Raw genomic sequence first — 17,627 nt, 5'->3', positions numbered from 1 at the left:
CCAGATACAACGAGCCCGCGAGGCCCTCACCCCGCGGGCTCTTTGTATCCGGGTCAGGGCTGGCGTTCGGCCAAGGCTTCCAGCAGATCGGCCGAAGGCACGAAGAACAGGCCGCCGGTCACCGCCGTGCTGAAATCCAGCAAGCGGTCATAGTTGCCCGCCGGCCGGCCGACAAACATGTTTTCCAGCATTTGCTCGATGGGTTCCGGCGAGCGGGCGTAGCCGATGAAATAGGTGCCGAACTCCCCCGCCCCCGGCCGGCCGAACGGCATGTTGTCGCGCAGGATCTTCACCTCTTCGCCGTCCTTGGTGATGGTGGTCAAGGCACTGTGGGAAGAGGTTGGCTTGACTGCATCGTCGAGTTCGATATCGGACAGCTTCTTGCGCCCGATCACCCGTTCCTGCGCCTCGACCGACAGCTCGTTCCAGGCGTTCATGTTATGCAGGTACTTCTGCACCAGCACATAACTGCCGCCGCTGAAGGCCGGATCTTCATCGCCGATCAGGGTGAACTCGATTGCCTTGCGCCCGACCGGGTTTTCCGTGCCATCGACAAAACCTATGATGCTGCGCATATCGAAATAGCGGAAACCCTGCACCTCGTCGACCACCGTGATCGCATCGCCCAGCGCCGCGATCAGTTGCGTCGCCAGCTCGAAACACAGGTCCATCTGGTCCGCGCGAATGTGCAGCAGGATGTCGCCGGGGGTCGCCACGGCCCGACGCTCTTGCGGGCCGAACTCGCGAAAGCCGTGCAGGGAAGCCGGGCGCGGACCGCCAAACAACCGGTCCCAGGCCGCCGAAGCAAAACCACAGACACACGACAGGTTCCCCGCGGGCACCCGCTTGCCGACCGAACGGGTGAGGCCCGCCACGTCTTCGCACCAGCCCCGCACCTTGGCGGCGGTGTCACTGCCAGGGGCCAGGGTGGCGACGATAAAAATCGCGCTGCTGGTAATCGGGTTGCAGACGGATTGCGGTTCAGGACTGGCGTCGGATATCGGCATGTTCTGTACTCGGCGGAGCGGGATGGAAGAACCGCAGAGTAGCAAACAATCGCCCAGTCACAGCGCCTGAGTGGACCGCGGCGCTCATTGCGCCGCCACCCGGCGGCGCAGCCCCAGGCTCCAGCCTTGCTGCATGCCGGCCGCCGCCAGCAGGATGGCGATCACGCCGATCCATTGCAGCAGCTCCAGGCGATGGCCGAAGGCGAACCAGTCGACGAAGATCGCCGCGATCGGATAGATGAACGACAGCGCGCCAGTCAGCGCGGTCGGCAGTTTCTGGATAGCGCCGTACAACAGTACATACATCACCCCAGTGTGCACGATGCCCAGGGTCAGCAGGCTGGCCCAGGCACCCGGCGCCGTGGGCAGCGCGGAGAGGTTGGCCCAGGGCGTCAGCAGCAACACCCCGGTGCAGACCTGGATCAGCGCGATCAGGTGCGGCGGCGTGCCAGTCAGGCGCTTGATCAGCAGCGCGGCGAAGGCATACAGCAGGGCCGCCCCCAGCGCCAGGGCGATCCCCAGCAGATAGTCATTGCCCCCTGCCCCTTGTTCGCCATGGGCACTGACGATCGCCAGCATCCCGGCAAAGGAAATGCTCAGCCAGAACAATTTCTGCGCGGTGATTTTCTCGCCGAGGAACAGCGCCGCCAGCCCCACCAGCATGAACGGCTGGACGTTGTAGACCGCGGTGCCGATGGCGATCGAGGCCCGGGAATAGGAGGCGAACAGCAGCACCCAGTTGCCGACGATGGCGACGCCGCTGAGCACGGCGAGGAGAAAGGTGGTGCGCGTCAGGATGCCGGGGCGCAGAAAACCGAAGCCGGCGCAGATCAGCAGCAGGGTCGCGGCGCCAAACACACAGCGCCAGAACACCACGTCCAGCACCGGCTGCCCGGACACCAGCACGAACCAGCCGATGGTCCCGGAAATCAGCATGGCGGCGGTCATTTCCAGTGAGCCGCGGCGTAACAATTTGTCCATGATCATTCTCCTCAACAAGTGCCAAAAGTATGACAATCGGCCCCTGCCCCGCTCAAGACTCAACGGTAGGCTAAAATCGACTTACACCTTTTTTATCAAGGTATTTCCTAGGTTTTACCTAATGAGGTTGGCATGATCGACGAAATTGACCAGGCGCTGATCAGCGCCCTGATGGAAGACTCGCGCCGTTCGCTCAAGGCCCTGGCGCAGATCAGCGGGCTGTCCTCCCCCAGCGTTGCCGAACGCCTGCGACGCCTGGAAGAACGCGGCGTACTCAAGGCCTATACCGTCGAAGTCGACCCCAGGTTCTTCGGCTATCAATTGCAGGCCATCGTGCGTATCCGGCCGCTGCCGGGGAAACTCCAGGAAGTCGAACGACAGATCCTGGCCATCCCCGAGTTCACCGAATGCGACAAGGTCACGGGCGAGGACTGCTTTATCGCCCGCCTGCATGTGCGCGACATGGAGCAACTGGACAGCCTGCTCGACCACCTCAACAGCTGCGCGGAAACCAACACCGCGATCGTCAAGAAAAGCCCGGTGAAACGGCGATTGCCGCCGATGGCGTAATGCGCCGAAAACAGCCTAGACTCAGTTTTTTTCCGGCGAAGGATTGACGGCATGAAAACGCTTCTGGCGCTGCTGGCATTGACGCTCACGGGCTGCGGCACCATCGAGACGGTGTTTCGCAGCGACGCGGCCGCCAGCCAGACGCTCAAGAATGAGAACAGCTATTGCGGAGCGGTCCCGCGTATCTACAGCGGCGTGAGCTATGACCTGTGCCGCGTCTTCGCCCCCTATCAGGAAAACCGCCCAGACAAGACCGGCGATAGCGCGACCAGGGGCATGCTGATCGACATCGCAGCCTCAGGCGTGCTCGATACCCTGCTGCTGCCCTACACCATCTATCAGCAACAAACCGACGGCAGCCTGATCGTTGCCGACTAGCGCCCCCCTACAGCAACAAACGCAGCCTGTGCAGCCACAATTCGTGCCGGCCCCTGGCCGAACGGCCGGATCGCAGACAACAAAAAGCCCGCCGAAGCGGGCTTTTTTTGTTTCAAGGCTGGCGATCAGTCGTCGCGGCCCATGATGCCGAACAGCTGCAACAGGCTGACGAACAGGTTGTAGATCGATACATACAGGCTGATGGTCGCCATGATGTAGTTACGCTCGCCGCCATGGATGATGGCGCTGGTCTGGTACAGGATGCATACCGAGGAGAACAGCACGAAGCCCGCGCTGATCGCCAGTTGCAGACCACTGATCTGGAAGAACAGGCTAGCCAGCGTTGCACCCAGCAGGACAAAGAAACCGGCGGTGATGAAACCACCGAGGAAGCTCATGTCCTTGCGGGAGATCAGCACGTAGGCCGACAGGCCACCAAACACCAGGGCGGTCATCGCAAAGGCCGAGCTGACCACTTCCGCGCCGCCCTGCATGCCCAGGTAACGGTTGAGGATCGGGCCGAGCAGGAAGCCCATGAAACCTGTCAGGGCAAACGCCGACACCAGGCCCCAGGCCGAATCACGGAGTTTGTTGGTGAGGAAGAACAGACCGTAGAAACCGATCAGCACCACGAAAATGTTCGGATAACCGACCCGCATCTGCTGGGCCACGTAAGCCATCACGCCGCTGAAGGCGAGAGTGAGAGCGAGTAGGCCGTAGGTGTTGCGCAGGACGCGGCTAACTTCTAGCTGCTCGGCCTGCACGCTGTTATTAACTGCGTAATCCTGTTCGCGCATGGCGACACTCCTGTTGGTTTGAAACGTTCAGTGGCAAAGATCATAACAGACGCTCTGCAACAAGCCATGCGCAGAGTTTGACAGTGTGTTTCATTCAGGTATTATGGCGCCCGCAACAAAAACGGAGGTGTGGCCGAGTGGTTTAAGGCAACGGTCTTGAAAACCGTCGACTGTAACAGGTCCATGAGTTCGAATCCCATCGCCTCCGCCATATTCGTCACGCTAAAGCCCCGATTATTCGGGGCTTTTTCGTTTCTGGCGGACTTAACTCTTGATCAGGTCTCCCGCGACTCCAACCACTGATTTTTTCATCCGAGTATGGCGCACCTGCCCTTTTGCGCCTCAATCGGCCAGCTCCCGCCTGGCGACAATACGCCCAGTGAGCATGACGGCTTTGTGATCATCACCGCTGACAGCTCCGAAGGCATGGCGGATACTCACGACCGGCGGCCTATTGTGTTCGCGCCGGAGTTGGCCAGGGAATGGCTGAACCTGGCGATGCCCAAGGAGCGCACTGAGCAGATGCTGATTCAGCAAGGTGAGCCGATAGAGGTGTTTGAGTGGTTCCCGGTCAGTAAAGCTGTTGGGAATGTACGGAACCAGGGGCAGCGTTGATCAAGCCAATCAGCAATCCCGCCGGCAGTGACATGGTAAACAGCGGATAATCCCTCGCGAACAGTGACAGCAGCCATCAACCAGAAGCTCCGCTCGTCAGCTCCACATGAAATACCAAGCCCTCGCACTTGAAAGTAATGCACTAGACTCTACAGTGAAATCGCCATAGTGGTTTTTAATACACAGCAGCATGTCCGAAGACAGAACAATTTAAAACTTTTTATCAAGGATGATAAAAATGAGCACAATCCCCAAAGCACTTCTTCTTTCTGCATCGGCACTGACATTGGTCTCATGCAGCAATATCACATCCTCACCTACCTCTGAGCTAGCAACAGCCACATGTATCTCGGCCTCATTACCCACCACAAATCCGCCAATAAATGAAGGACATATTTTCTGCGGGGAATTAGTCTACAATAAAAATACTGCCACCTATGACGCAAAAGGCTTTCACTCGACAGCATCTGCTGTCTCTGTCAGTACGATTAAAGCCAACTTATCAACAACCGCAACTCCACTCCAGGCTCCAACCCCAATCTTACTCCCTCCCTTAACATTCAATACCTACAGCACTCAAAAATACACCTTGAGTAATTTCACAATTCAATCAGGATCAAACTTCTCGACCAAACAAATGTCGACGATGTTTCCAAACAGCTGCTCAGCCAGTCAAGTGCTCAAGAGCATTGAATACGCCTACAAAAATATGTATTCAACAGCAAACCCTATACCAGCCCCGTATACATGCAACACCAATGCATCTAATAGGTGCGGCCCCTCCTCACCCACTTCCGCAAACAAAACATACTGTCAGATTGCTGGCAAACCGATTCCGCTACAAACTTTCTTCGACGGTAAAGCCATCACAACTGCATACCCACTCTAAAAATCTGTCCCTAGCAACAATTGCAGCCTGACACGCCATTTGCCGGAAGAGTGACAATTCCAATTCAGGTCATGTAATAAAATCTAGGTCAGTGCATAACCTCTCTGATATGCGCTTGACATGCGGCCAAGGCTATCAGTCCTTGGTCGCCGTCGTCGGTGATGCCGACAATTCGTTGAGCATGCGCTGAGTCAAGTCGGGCTCGCGGGGCAGCATGAACCTGGCCGCCGGTGGCGGCGGTGGCAGGCACTTTACAGCCACTGGCTGAATCCGCGGCGTCGATAAGGACTGACAGCCGCAGGTCGGCGGTAGCGAGACAGTCACGCAGACGACTTTAATCACGTTGGGCATCGGTCAAGGCTCGATAGTGGGGTTGGTCGTTGGCTTGCAACTGTTGCTCCTGGGCCATGCGTTTGCTCTGTTCGGCCTGCTGGTGGGCACTCGCTGCGTTGCTGATTGCGGTCAAATCGCCTTGGTGCTGTGCCGGGCCAGGTCTACCAACTGCTTGCCATATCGCCAGTGAGGCCGGCCAGTTTCTGTAATGGCGTCAGCATCGCCAATCCTCCCAATCCGGCAGATCCACGGCTTGAACCAGCCAGCGTATGCGTGCAATCGCCAAGTAACTGAATACGGCCACCTTCCACAACCAGTCAAGCCAGATGATCGTCATCTCGCACGGCATCCTCACTCCGAACTTGTCAGCACGCAGGTAGACAGAAAGGCCCCACTGCGATCATTGATCGGATCCAGAACATCAGCTTTGTCGACGCCTAAAAAAATGGTGACGTAGCAACGCAGACCATTGAAAACAACCATTGGTCTGAACCATGTTTTTTTACTAGAACTGAACCTTGAATTTATAAAAAACATTAAATGCAGCAAAAAAACACTTGTTCACTTCATACTGAACAACCGCTCATCCACTGCCCGCAAATACTCAAGATAATTATTTGACTCCCCAATTCCCGGACCTATAGTCAATTTGCAAACCGCTTAACAAGAATCAATTCACTGTTCATTGAGATCATCCCCCTCTAGCCCAGACGAAGGAGAGTCATAATGGGAATTATCGTTGATGTACTAACCGTAGTAGACGTAGACACCATCATTCAATATTACAACGAGAAAGGACACCCAGACATCAGCACTAACCGCAATCAGCCGACGAAGCTCGGTTATGAACTGGCCCAAAACACAATCCATATGATTGCCAAGTTCAGCAGCGGACTCCAACATCAAGGAACGGGTAACTTATATCTCCCGGTAGACGCTGGTGACGTCATTCGCTGGCGCGCAACAGACATCTCAAAAAACCTCGGCAATGCGGTAATACTCGATCGCTTCAAAATTCTTACCTCTAACCCTAAGGGCATCATTAGCCAGCCTAATCTACACCCAGTCCATGACAACGTGTCATCGCTCAACCCCAGCAATCCAGACGGACCACCGATCCCGCAGATGATCACTACCAATGCATGGGAGGCTACTGCGGAGGCCAGAGGCACCGTAATGTACACATGGTCTTTTGTTATCGTCGACAGGCATAACAAAGTCATTGGGTGCTGCGAGTGGGATCCGACAATCAACATCGATTAACCTGGACGACCATTAAGTATCAAGACCCTCGCCCAACATTAATCGGGCGAGGGTCCTGATACTGTTCATCCCTTACAAAAACCGATCTTTTACATACACCATACTTGCAGTACCAAGTTGCCCACTCTGAACGCTGAAACTCCAAGTGCTCAATACGCATCAGAAAACCAGCTTGCAGAAACGTCCATTGCATACGCTTGACACGCAACCAGCGCGAGCGGTCCTTGGTCACCGTCGTCGGTACGGGCTTTCCATAGTGCACAGGGTTGCGGATGATCACCGTGCCGTCGTCGCCATGCTCGCTCCCAAGCCATACCGCCGCCATCGGGAGAGCACGGGGCCTGCGTGTGCCACCCTTCAAGCGCAAGGCTGAGGCTGCCAGTTATGCGGTACTCACCAACACCGAGCCGCTCGACGCTCAAACCGCGCGTTTCGTTGCCAGCCTCCCTGCCAGTTCTCAGCGATGAAGATTGACAGCATCTTTCTGCGAGAGTGGGAACAGGCTCCAAATGCAAAGAGCCCGGCACTACGGCCGGGCTCTGGTTATTTTCTGGATTCCATCATCTTGTCGGCGAGAGTTTTGGCTCTTGCGATCAACAGGTTCTGCCTGTCTTCGTGAGTGGCCTCTCCTACGATCGGTGCCGTCAGGTTGCTTTCCGCAATCAACGCAGCGCAGAAGTATTGATCCCAGACTCTTTGTTCCGACGCCTGTTTGCTTACTTGGTCGGCGATCATATGCGGCTCCTTTTGACGAGGTAGCACCGCCATTTTACGCCTTAACGCTATCGGCCCCCCCCATAACGGATAGTCGGCAAATGCTTGGGTATCCGGCCGGGGCGCTCAAACATACGGCGCTGATTCGTAGCTACTTCATTCCGATCTCTTCTGCGAAACGCAGCAGGTATCCGTCAGGGTCCAGGACCAGGAAATTCCTCTGGCCAAACTGCCGATCGTTGCTGCGGTACCAATGCTCTTCGACAGGCCTCCTGACCGGCCAGCCCGCCTTTTCAAGCGCGCAAACCAGAGCCTGTGCATCCAGACACTCGATGGAAAGGTTCATGCCTCGGCCGTAGGGAGGCTCCAGGGGGCCCACACGCCAGGGCGAATCGTCATGCCAGTCCTGCTCCAGCATGACCTGGCTGTTGCCAAAGGAGAGAAAGGCAAACTGGTCTTCGGGGCGGTCGTACTCGACCCTGAAACCCAACACATCACAGTAGAAATACAGACTCTGCTGCAAGTCCGAAACGATCAGTTCCGGCACCAGGGCGTTCAACTTGAACATGCTCTTGCATCCATTCAGTTCCTCGGCCGGCCAATTTACCCTGGTTCTCTGTCATTACCGACTTATTTAGCACGCGGCATTACCCGTCACTGAACCTTCTGCCCGTTGCCAATCTTCTTGGCCCTATCGATCCCCCACTCGAACGCGTCTTCCATGTCCAGGCCATCCGGGGCCAGGTCATTGTCTTCGAGAATAACGCTGCCATCCGGCTTGTAGATGCCGATGAACATCTTGAGCGAGCCATCTCTGAGGATCTCTGATCGCACTTTGATCTGGCACCCATTTGAAAGCGTTTCACTGTAGTTCAAATGACGCTCAGTCATGGCCGCATCCCTCAGTAAATGAAATTCGAGTAAGGCACAGCCCATTGATTCACGCCAGTCGAAGGGGCCCCACCAAGGGTTAGAGACGATATGCCAGATTTTCCGAAGGCAAAAAAGCCCCGCACAGTGGCGAGGCCGATCTTCTATCTGTCAGCGCTTCAGCCGGCAGGTTTCAGTGGCGCCGGGGCCGCCATGACATAGCGGGACATCAGGTAGGCCACCTGCCCGCGCAGCCCCGCGCCCGCCGCATCCGCCAGAAACAGCGCCAGTTGCGAAGCCGAATGCTGGTAGCCCCTGCACATCGCCACCCAGGCGTTTTCCATGAAGTCGGAAGCCCAATCCCAACCGCAGGGGTAGACCATCAGGAAGGCCAGCCCGGCGAGGGTTATCCATCCGGACAATCTGGACGGGGCCTGCGAAAGGACGAACCGGGCCAGCTGGCAGATACCGACAAAGAGCCAGGCCGCCAGCATGCTTCTCATGAATTGATCGAATAACTCGAAAAAGGCCATGGCAACCTACGCTGAAAAATCACCGAGCGATGATAGCCATTCGCGTCGCCATAAAAAACCCGGCGCAATGGCCGGGTTTTCATCAATCGCGTAGCGGTGCCTGCGGGTGGCCCCGCGAGTCCGATCCTGCGCCGAGCCCCTTTATCGGGCCGCGGCCTGGCAGGCTCCTGCGCCCTCCTCCCCCGCTCCACCTGCAACCTGGACCAGGGCTTCCAACAAGGCTTCGGTGTGATTGATCGATTCCCGGATCTCATCGAAGGCATCCTCCAGATCGCGCACCCTCGCTGTCGCCAAAGCGCCGCACAGGGCTTCCTGGATCTGGAACTCATCCTGCTTGAATTGCAGGACATTGGCCCGCAGGCCTTCGATACGAAGGGACAGCTGCGAGATGTGGTGGCGGCGACGCTGAACCATTTCGGTTCTCCTTTATGACCCTCTTACTTATTCAGATCGTCGCGCGCCGACGGATGTTCAGCGATTCCTGACCAAAGGCACAGCGCCCCATGCCAATGGCCAGGCCCTCAAAGCTTGCTGTCCAGCGCCACCACCAAGGCCGCGTCCCGTCCGTAGATGTCCGGGGCATAGGACAGCTGGCCATGGCTGTCGGCTTGCGCCGTCCAATACGTGAGCAGGATAGGTACCGGCGTCGACAGCCTGAACTCATGAGTGAGCCCGGTACTCAGCAGCTCGTCGGTACGCACCCGCTCCGCCGGGCTCACCAGCAGATCGCGCAGCTGCAACGCATGCTCGACCCGCACGCAGCCCGAACTGAAGGCCCTTGGACCCTTGTTGAACAGCGCCTGGCTGGGTGTGTCGTGCAGGTACACCGAGAACGGGTTGGGGAACCGGATCGCCATCTGCCCCAGCGGGTTTCTCGGCCCGGCGTCCTGGCGCAGGAGGATATTGCCGGGGTTGTCCCAGTCGATATCTTCCACCGCCAGGGGATGCCCCTCGCTATCGAGCACCTGCAGGTTCTGCCGATTGAGGAAGGACTGGTCACGGCGAATTTCCGGCAACTTGTCTTCGCGGAAAATGGTCGGCGGCACCGTCCAGGTCGGGTTCAGGGTCAGGCGCGTGACCTGGGATTTCAGCAAGGGCGTCTGGCGCTCGGCACGCCCCACCTGGGTCCGGGTCTGCCACACCGGCACCCCACCCTGATAGACGATCAACTGCGCCGCGGCCAGGTTGACCAGCAGGCTGTTGGGTTCCATGTCCTGCGCCAGCCAGCGAAAGCGTTCGAGGTTGATGCGCAGCTGTTCGCGGCGCATCTGTGGGCTGATGTTCAGTTCATTCAAGGTCCCCGCGCCGATCACCCCGTCGGCTTGCAGCGAATGGCTGAGCTGGAAGCTTTTCACCGCGCTCACCAGGTCGCTGCTGTAAAGGGTGTCGCCCTCGTTGGCGAGGGTGCTCAGGTACCCCTCCTTGAGCAGCCGTTGCGCCAACTCCGGCACCCGCGCGTCCTGCATCTGCGGACGCAGCAGCGGCCCGCTGGGAAGCGGCTGCCAATGGGGTAGCGCCAGTTGGCGCTGCTGGGCATACAGCTGGCGCAGGTTCTGATATTGCTCGAGGCTCGGCCGTGCCAGCGCGAAGGCCGCCGGGATGTCCTGCAGACCGGGCCCGGCGATGGCGAGCACCTGCGCCTGGCGATCCAGCTGCAGGGGATGGGCATGCCACATCGGTTCGAAACGGGCCTGCGACAGGCGGCCGTAATGCAGGTCATGCAGGGCTTGCAGGTAATGCTGGCTGAGGCTCAGGTCAGCGCACAGCGCGTCGCCCGCAAGCGCACTGGCCGGTGAACGGTAGTCGGCCGGGTCCAGGCCATCGTCGGCCAGTTGCTGCAACTGTGCCTGCAACGTCTCCAAACGCGTGCTGGATAACCAGAGCGGCTGGTCACCCTGCTGTTGGTAAAAGGCCTGCAACAGGCTCTGGGTGGAAACGTCCAGGTGCGCCGCCAACCCCGGACAGGCAGCGGACAATCGAGTGAATACCAGTTGCACAGGGTTTTCATGATCGACCGGTACATCCTGAGCAGTCGCGACCAACGGCGCAGCGAGCAGGAAAAGGCTCAAGTAACATGCGTGTTTTTTGAACAACTGCTTTACTCCAATCATGGCCATCATTGTGATGGTCAACCTCGGCAGTGGCTGCGAAAAATCGTCCAACCACCTGTAACCAGAACTGCCAGGAGAGCGACAGGACGTCAGGAGCCAAAGTGACTGTGGGGACACTCTAGAATGCCGACCTTCTTGCGCCGACTCTGTCTGGCAATAACCACCCTAGGCGCGATCTGCAGCCCCGCGCTCGCCGCCAACAACCCGACTCCGCTGCTTTACAACAGCCTCGCCCACGCCGCTCCAGAACTCAATCCCCAAGTGCTGAAAAGTGCCCTGAGCGCCATGCAATGCGCAGTCAACAGTGGCGCCAGAAAGGCCCGGCACCTGGCGGTCATCGACTATTCGCAGCCTTCCACCGCCCGCCGCCTGTGGATCTTCGACCTGAATAAAAGAACCCTGGTGCTGCGCGACCTGGTCGCCCATGGGCAGAAATCCGGGGAAAACTTCGCCACCCAGTTTTCCAATCGCATGGGCAGTTTCCAGTCCAGCCTTGGCCTGTTCCGCACCCAGGAAAGTTATGAAGGCAGCCACGGTTATTCGCTGCGCATGGACGGCCTGGAGCCGGGTTTCAACGACCTCGCCCGCGATCGGGACATCGTGATTCACGCGGCCGACTATGTGAGCCCCCTGTGGAGCCAGCGCCAAGGGCGCATCGGCCGCAGCCTGGGTTGCCCAGCCGTACGCCCGCAGGTGGCGCGTCAGGTGATCGACCGCCTCAAGGACGGCCAATTCATGTTTTCCTGGTACCCCGACCAGCGGTGGCTGAAATCCTCGCCCTACCTCAACTGCCAGCCACGCCAGGTGGCCAGCATTGTCGCCGCCAGCGGCGGTTAGGCCACACACCCTCAACCGGCGGCTGAGGCCGCCGCTTTCGGCTCTTCGGGTACTTTGACGAAGATGCTGTATTCCGCCCCTTCCATCGCTTCGAAGGCGATGAGCTTTTCCACCAGCGGACCACTCAGCACCTTGCCGGCATTGAGCAGCAGCATGCCATTGTCGGCATTCAGGTTGCGCGCCAGGGTCATGCCGGCAGCCAAGTCTCGAGTGCTCAGGACCTTGACCCTCGGGTCGTTCAGGGTGTCATCGCTGAGGAATACCGCGCAGACCCCGACGAAGTCCTCCACCAGCCCGGGATCGTAGACTTTGCCGGCGTACTTGCGAATGAACAGCAGCGCTTCAGCGCTGCTCATCTGCCGTTCGAGTATCAGGCCGCGCTGCAGTTCGATGAAATCCACCGCCAGCTTGAGCCAGCGCGAACCCAGCGGAATGGCCTCGCCCTTGAGGTGATCGGGAAAGCCGCTACCGTCCCAGCACTCCTGGTGATGCAGGATGATGCGCGCGGCGTCCTTCGTCGGGTCCAGGGTCATCAGCAACGACTCGCTCTGTTTCGGGTAGGCCCGGTACAGATCGAGCTCGGTGGAGGCCAGCAGGTCCGCTGGGGTGATCACCATACTGTCGCTCCAGCCCAGCTTGCCGATGTTGTACAGCGCGGCGGCCATGGTCATGTCACGGCTGTCGGCTTCCCCCAGGCCATGGGTGATGCAGTAGACACGAATCAGTTCAATGATCTGCCGGTTGCTCTGCTTGGCCTTGGGCAAGCGCAGGTTCGCCAACAGCGAAAACACCTCGGTGCCAGTCACGTAGCTGCGCTTGAGCTCTTCATACGCCAGATCGAGCATGTCAGCGGTCTGTTGCAGCTCGGCGGTACGCGCCGCCACATGTTTTTCCAGGGTTGCGTTGAGCGTCTTCAGTTGTTTGTTCTGCTGCCGGGTCAGTTTCTCCAGGCGCTGGCGCTCGCTCTCCGAATGCCGATAGGCCAGGGCCTGGCGCAGCGTCACCAGCATGTCCTCGTCGTTCCAGGGCTTGCTGATGTAACGATGGATCTGCCCTTGGTTGATGGCCTTGGCGATCAAGGTCATGTCGGCATAGCCGGTGAGCAGAATGCGTAGCGTCGATGGATAACGCTGATGGATATGGGCCAGCAAGGTGGCGCCGTCCATGTTCGGCATGCGCGCATCGCTCATGACCACGTCGACCGGCCGCTGTTCGAGGATTTCCAGAGCCTTGGCGCCGCTGTCGGCCAGCAGGATGTCGTAAGGCTGGCTGCGCAACAGCCGGCGAAGGCTATTGAGAATCGATTCTTCATCGTCCACCAGCAATACCGTCGGTCTGCTCTGGGCTCCGCCCGGTGTAGGTTCTTCCATGTCTCCCCGCTCCCTTTTTACATCGATCAGACCTGCCTCCTGGGACAGGCTAGATGACTTGTAGCCTTTCGCTATGAATTTGACGCCGGCCGATTAGCGCATACGGGGGAGCCTGACTATGCTCAAGGCGAAAATGGATTGCATGTTCAGGACGCAGGAAGGGAAGCCCGATGAGCTTATATACAAGGTGCCCGCGCCGGGCTGGAGCACGGCGATGATGGCGCCGGCAGACCGGACCAACCGGCGAATTCTGATCGTCGACGACACGGCGTCGATCCACGAGGATTTTCGCAAGATCCTCGCCTACACGGATGCCCCCGGGGACAGCCTCAGCGACGCCGAGGCCGCCCTGTTCGGCACGCCCGTCAGTACCTCCCTGGAGCATTTCTTCCTCGACTCGGCGTTCCAGGGCCGCGAAGCGCTGGACAAGGTGCAAGCGGCGCTGGACCACGATGCGCCTTATGCCATGGCATTTATCGACATGCGCATGCCACCCGGCTGGGACGGCCTGGAAACCATAGAGCGGCTGTGGCAGGTCGACCCCAAGCTGCAAATCGCCCTGTGCACCGCCTACTCCGACTACTCTTGGGAAGACATCGCCGAACGCCTGCAACTGGGCGATCGCCTGCTGATCCTGAAAAAACCCTTCGACGCCATCGAGATCCGCCAGATGGCCAGCGCCCTGACCGTCAAGTGGCAGATGACCGAAGACGCCGCGTTGAAAATGGATCAGTTGGAACAGGCGGTCGAGGAACGCACCCGCGAGCTGGCCGACGCCAACATCATCGTGCAGAACAGCCCCACCATCCTCTATCGCCTGCGCGGCGAGCCTTCGTTCACGCTGATGTACATTTCCCACAACATCACCAAGTTCGGCCATGTGGCGGCGCAACTGGTGGCCTCGGCCGACTGGGCCCAGACCCTGATCCACCCCGAGGACCAGGCCAAGGTCAGGAGCGCCATGCTGCGGATCCTCGACCGGGATGTGGCGGGGGCGTCCATCGAGTTCCGCATGCGCACCGGCGACGGCGCCTTTCGCTGGGTGGAAAACCGCTATATCCCGGTGCGCAACGACCAGGGCCAACTGGTCGAAGTGGAAGGGATCATCCTCGACATCACCGAGCGCAAGCTGGCCGAAGAAAAAATGGCCCTGATGGCCCGCACCGACAGCCTGACCGGGCTGGCCAACCGCGCGACCCTGATCGAGCGCCTGCACCAGGCATTCGCCGCAGCCAGGCGGGGAGCCGCGCCCTTCGCGATGTTTTACCTGGACCTGGACCACTTCAAGCGCATCAACGACACCCTCGGCCACCCCATCGGTGACTTGCTGTTGCAGGAAGTGGCCCGGCGCATCAAAGCCTGCACCCGGGAAAACGACGTGGTGGCGCGCCTGGGCGGCGACGAGTTCGCGATCCTGCAACTGGACGTCGACGAGGCCACGCACTGCGCCGCGCTGGCGACGAAAATCCGCGACACCCTGGTGCTCCCCTACTCCCTGGAAGGCAACGAGGTGCGCATTTCGGTGAGCATCGGCATCAGCCTCTACAGCCCGCAAACCCTGAGTGCCGATAGCCTGATGGCGCAGTCGGACATGGCGCTGTATCGCTCCAAGGACCAGGGCCGCAACCAGTTCCATTTCCACAGTGAGGAAATCAACCGGGAAGTCACGGAGCGGGTGACCCTGGCCAACGACCTGAAGCTGGCCCTGGAACGCGACGAACTGCACCTGCATTACCTGCCGGAGGTCGATCTCGGTACCGGCAGGATCCTCGGCATGGCGGCCCAGGTCCGTTGGCTCCACCCCCAACGCGGCTGGCTCGAGGCCGAGGATTTCATGCCCGCGGCCGAGAAGACCGGCATTGTCATCGCCCTCGGTCATTGGCTGCTGGACCAGGCCTGCCGGCAGATGCGCGCCTGGCGTGACCAGAACGTGGCGCCGCCGTTGATCGCGATCCATTTGTCCCTGGTCCAGCTCAAGACCGGCCCGGAACTGATCTACGACGTGTTGCGCACCACCGCGCGCTGGGACCTGTGCCCGTGGGACCTGAGATTCGACGTGACCGAGGGCACCCTGGCCCAGACCAAATGGACCCACAACGACATCCTGCCCAGGCTGTGCGAGCTGGGCGTGAAGATCGCCATCGACGATTTCGGCACCGAGTATTCCTCGTTCGACTACCTCAAGACCTACAGGGTCAATCACCTCAAGCTGGCCCAGCGCTTTCTCGACAGCGCCAGCAGCGACCCGGACAACGCCATGACGCTGCGGGCCATCCTCAACTTCGCCCGCGAGGTGGGCATCGGGGTCACCGCTGAAGGGGTGGAAACCCAGGAGCAGCGCACCACCCTGATATCCAACGGCACGCCACTGGGGCACTCGCCCGGCATGGCAGTCGACAGCGACCAGGCTGGCGAACTGCTCAAGGCCAGGTCTGCCGCGGTGGACGGCAGCGCCTGGTCGGCGGATCCGACGTCGGAGAATTTCAGGTGAACCCTTTATCCGTGGTGCCCAATCGGCGGATCCTGATCATCGACGATACACCGGCGATCCATCAGGACTTTCGCAAGATTCTCAGCCCCGAAGACGAAGGGCTTCTGGGCAACACCGAAGCCTTGCTGCTCGGCGCCAGCCGCAAACCCCACCAGCACTTCGAGCTGGACTCGGCCTATCAGGGCGAGGAAGCCGTGGAACTGGTCAAACGCGCCCAGGCCGAAGGCCGGCCCTATGCCCTGGCCTTTATCGACATGCGCATGCCACCGGGCTGGGATGGCCTGCAGACCATCGAGCACCTGTGGAAAACCGACCCGCAGTTGCAGATCGCCTTATGCACCGCGTTCTCCGATTACTCATGGGAGGCCATGGCCGAACGCATCGAATTCGGCGACCAGTTGCTGATCCTGAAAAAGCCGTTCGACAGCCTCGAGATCCGCCAGATGGCCAGTGCCCTGACCTGGAAATGGCAGCTGGCGCAGGACGCGGCGAGCAAGATGCGCAACCTGGAACAGACCATCGAGGAACGGGTCCAGGAACTGCTGAGCGTGTCGCACCTGCTGCATTACGATGTGCTCACGGGGCTGCCCAACAGTACCTTGCTGGGTGATCGCCTGACCCAGCATCTGTCCCAGTCCCGCCGCCATGATCGCCAGTTGGCGGTGATGTTCATCGGCCTGGACCGATTCAAACGCATCAACAACGCACTCGGACACCCGGCGGGAGACGAGATGCTCAAGCTCGTCGCCCGCAGCCTAGCGATCACGTTGCGCGAAACCGACTCGGTATTTCGCTACGGTTCGGACGAGTTCGTGGTGATTATCGGCGACATCCTGCACCCGCAGCAGACCCGAGGGGTGGCCGAAAAACTCCTGGCCGCCATCAACACCCCTCATTCCGTGGCGGGCCACGACCTGACAGTCACCGCCAGCCTGGGCATCAGCATCTACCCCTACGACGGCGCCGATGCGGTAACGCTGATCAAGAACGCCGAGACCGCCATGCGCAACGTCAAGGACAGCGGCCCCAACAACTTCAGCTTTTTCATCGAAGACATGAACCTGCGCGCGCGCCAGCAACAGACCCTGGAAACCGGCCTGCGCCTGGCGTTGCAGCGTGAGGAGTTCGTCCTGCACTACCAGCCCAAGCTGGACCTGGCCCGGGGCACGGTGGTCGGTGCCGAAGCGTTGGTGCGCTGGAACCGGCCCGGCCATGGCTGGGTGTTCCCCTCGGACTTCATCCCGGTGGCCGAAGACAGCGGGCTGATCGTCGCTCTCAGCCAATGGGTATTGCGCCGTGCCTGCCTGCAATCGCAGGCCTGGCAGGCGCAGGGCCTGCCGCCCATCTGCATGTCGGTGAATGTGTCAGCCATCGATTTCCGTCAGCACGACTACGTCGAGCGCCTTACCCGCACACTGGCCGAGACCGGGCTCGACCCGACCTTGCTGGAGCTGGAAATCACCGAAAGCGTGCTGATGCAGAACGTCGACGCCACCATCGCTACGCTCCGCGCCATCAAGCAGCTGGGCGTGCGTCTGGCCATCGACGACTTTGGCACCGGCTACTCGAGCTTGAGTTACCTGCAGAAATTCCCGGTCGACGTGTTGAAGATCGACCAGTCGTTCGTGCGTGACCTGGGTACCGACAGCAACGACGCAAAACTGGTCAGCAGCATCATCGACCTGGGTAAAAGCCTGAACCTGAGCATCATCGCCGAAGGTATAGAGACCGCCGAGCAACTGGACTTTCTCAAGCGCCACCACTGCGAGGAAGGCCAGGGCTTCTACTTCAGCAAAGCCGTGGAACCCGAGGTATTCGCCCGCTTCCTGGCCGACTCCCAGCGACCTCACCTGCCTCATCCATAAAGC

Annotated in this window: 18 protein-coding genes, 1 tRNA gene and 1 pseudogene; 9 read left to right on the top strand and 11 right to left on the bottom strand. The window is 59.5% G+C overall.

Annotated elements, in window-relative coordinates; genetic code table 11:
* Positions 1 to 53 precede the first annotated feature (53 nt).
* Positions 54 to 1,007 carry a Dyp-type peroxidase gene (locus tag J4D52_RS17405; protein WP_063431946.1) on the bottom strand — a complete coding sequence of 318 codons (954 nt, stop codon included), beginning with the start codon at positions 1,005 to 1,007 and terminating at the stop codon, positions 54 to 56.
* 84 nt (positions 1,008 to 1,091) lie between these two features.
* Complete coding sequence (locus tag J4D52_RS17400) at positions 1,092 to 1,988, bottom strand: DMT family transporter (protein ID WP_063431949.1); 897 nt, start codon at positions 1,986 to 1,988, stop codon at positions 1,092 to 1,094.
* A 132-nt stretch (positions 1,989 to 2,120) separates the two neighbouring features.
* On the opposite strand from J4D52_RS17400, the gene J4D52_RS17395 reads away from it, so the two are divergent.
* Entirely contained in the window at positions 2,121 to 2,558 is a 438-nt protein-coding gene (locus J4D52_RS17395; protein WP_023964513.1) for an Lrp/AsnC family transcriptional regulator, read from the top strand.
* Positions 2,559 to 2,609: 51 nt separating this feature from the next.
* Positions 2,610 to 2,936, top strand: coding sequence for a YceK/YidQ family lipoprotein (locus J4D52_RS17390; RefSeq protein WP_063431951.1), 327 nt, complete (start codon positions 2,610 to 2,612; stop codon positions 2,934 to 2,936).
* Positions 2,937 to 3,061: 125 nt separating this feature from the next.
* On the opposite strand, the gene J4D52_RS17385 is transcribed toward J4D52_RS17390, so the two are convergent.
* Entirely contained in the window at positions 3,062 to 3,733 is a 672-nt protein-coding gene (locus J4D52_RS17385) for a Bax inhibitor-1/YccA family protein (protein ID WP_007929309.1), read from the bottom strand.
* 123 nt (positions 3,734 to 3,856) lie between these two features.
* Between J4D52_RS17385 and J4D52_RS17380 the strand changes: the two genes are divergently transcribed.
* The 3 genes from J4D52_RS17380 (at position 3,857) to J4D52_RS17370 (ending at position 5,237) form a co-directional block, all read left to right on the top strand.
* A tRNA-Ser gene (locus tag J4D52_RS17380) sits at positions 3,857 to 3,944 on the top strand.
* Positions 3,945 to 4,129: 185 nt separating this feature from the next.
* The gene (locus J4D52_RS30770; protein WP_371860331.1) at positions 4,130 to 4,348 is read left to right on the top strand and encodes an SOS response-associated peptidase family protein; all 219 of its coding nucleotides are present in this window, start codon (positions 4,130 to 4,132) and stop codon (positions 4,346 to 4,348) included.
* A 238-nt stretch (positions 4,349 to 4,586) separates the two neighbouring features.
* Positions 4,587 to 5,237 (top strand): EndoU domain-containing protein, encoded by a 651-nt coding sequence (locus J4D52_RS17370; RefSeq protein ID WP_158246978.1) that lies wholly within the window; start codon positions 4,587 to 4,589, stop codon positions 5,235 to 5,237.
* Between the two features lie 88 nt (positions 5,238 to 5,325).
* On the opposite strand, the pseudogene J4D52_RS30550 reads toward J4D52_RS17370, so the two are convergent.
* A pseudogene (locus tag J4D52_RS30550) lies at positions 5,326 to 5,807 on the bottom strand (lysis protein).
* 489 nt (positions 5,808 to 6,296) lie between these two features.
* Between J4D52_RS30550 and J4D52_RS17365 the strand changes: the two are divergent.
* The gene (locus J4D52_RS17365) at positions 6,297 to 6,833 is read left to right on the top strand and encodes an AidA/PixA family protein (protein WP_025804654.1); all 537 of its coding nucleotides are present in this window, start codon (positions 6,297 to 6,299) and stop codon (positions 6,831 to 6,833) included.
* A gap of 543 nt (positions 6,834 to 7,376) precedes the next feature.
* On the opposite strand, the gene J4D52_RS17360 is transcribed toward J4D52_RS17365, so the two are convergent.
* From J4D52_RS17360 to J4D52_RS17335, 6 genes are all read right to left on the bottom strand, one after another.
* The gene (locus tag J4D52_RS17360; protein ID WP_025804655.1) at positions 7,377 to 7,568 is read right to left on the bottom strand and encodes a hypothetical protein; all 192 of its coding nucleotides are present in this window, start codon (positions 7,566 to 7,568) and stop codon (positions 7,377 to 7,379) included.
* A 130-nt stretch (positions 7,569 to 7,698) separates the two neighbouring features.
* The gene (locus J4D52_RS17355) at positions 7,699 to 8,115 is read right to left on the bottom strand and encodes a VOC family protein (RefSeq protein ID WP_063431955.1); all 417 of its coding nucleotides are present in this window, start codon (positions 8,113 to 8,115) and stop codon (positions 7,699 to 7,701) included.
* Between the two features lie 86 nt (positions 8,116 to 8,201).
* Positions 8,202 to 8,438: a hypothetical protein gene (locus tag J4D52_RS17350; RefSeq protein WP_025804658.1), complete on the bottom strand. Its 237-nt coding sequence runs from the start codon at positions 8,436 to 8,438 to the stop codon at positions 8,202 to 8,204.
* Positions 8,439 to 8,596: 158 nt separating this feature from the next.
* Positions 8,597 to 8,950, bottom strand: coding sequence for a hypothetical protein (locus J4D52_RS17345; RefSeq protein ID WP_207272143.1), 354 nt, complete (start codon positions 8,948 to 8,950; stop codon positions 8,597 to 8,599).
* A 141-nt stretch (positions 8,951 to 9,091) separates the two neighbouring features.
* Complete coding sequence (locus J4D52_RS17340) at positions 9,092 to 9,364, bottom strand: hypothetical protein (protein WP_102677758.1); 273 nt, start codon at positions 9,362 to 9,364, stop codon at positions 9,092 to 9,094.
* A gap of 107 nt (positions 9,365 to 9,471) precedes the next feature.
* Positions 9,472 to 11,043 (bottom strand): murein L,D-transpeptidase, encoded by a 1,572-nt coding sequence (locus J4D52_RS17335; RefSeq protein ID WP_063431961.1) that lies wholly within the window; start codon positions 11,041 to 11,043, stop codon positions 9,472 to 9,474.
* A 141-nt stretch (positions 11,044 to 11,184) separates the two neighbouring features.
* Here J4D52_RS17335 and J4D52_RS17330 point away from each other — a divergent pair, with 141 nt between their 5' ends.
* On the top strand, positions 11,185 to 11,898 hold the full coding sequence (locus J4D52_RS17330) for a murein L,D-transpeptidase catalytic domain family protein (protein WP_025804663.1): 714 nt from the start codon (positions 11,185 to 11,187) through the stop codon (positions 11,896 to 11,898).
* A gap of 11 nt (positions 11,899 to 11,909) precedes the next feature.
* On the opposite strand, the gene J4D52_RS17325 is transcribed toward J4D52_RS17330, so the two are convergent.
* A complete protein-coding gene (locus J4D52_RS17325) occupies positions 11,910 to 13,268 on the bottom strand; it encodes an HD domain-containing phosphohydrolase (protein ID WP_063431963.1) in 1,359 nt (452 codons plus the stop codon).
* Between the two features lie 214 nt (positions 13,269 to 13,482).
* Between J4D52_RS17325 and J4D52_RS17320 the strand changes: the two genes are divergently transcribed.
* Positions 13,483 to 15,759, top strand: coding sequence for an EAL domain-containing protein (locus J4D52_RS17320; protein ID WP_025804666.1), 2,277 nt, complete (start codon positions 13,483 to 13,485; stop codon positions 15,757 to 15,759).
* Entirely contained in the window at positions 15,756 to 17,624 is a 1,869-nt protein-coding gene (locus tag J4D52_RS17315; RefSeq protein ID WP_025804667.1) for a bifunctional diguanylate cyclase/phosphodiesterase, read from the top strand. The genes J4D52_RS17320 and J4D52_RS17315 overlap by 4 nt, the downstream gene beginning before the upstream one ends.
* Positions 17,625 to 17,627 lie beyond the last annotated feature (3 nt).

Source organism: Pseudomonas sp. GW460-12-10-14-TSB1 (genome assembly GCF_017349775.1).
Lineage (GTDB): Bacteria > Pseudomonadota > Gammaproteobacteria > Pseudomonadales > Pseudomonadaceae > Aquipseudomonas > Aquipseudomonas piscium.
The sequence above is the reverse complement of the archived record's forward strand: the minus strand, read 5'-3'. Positions and strand labels throughout refer to the sequence as shown.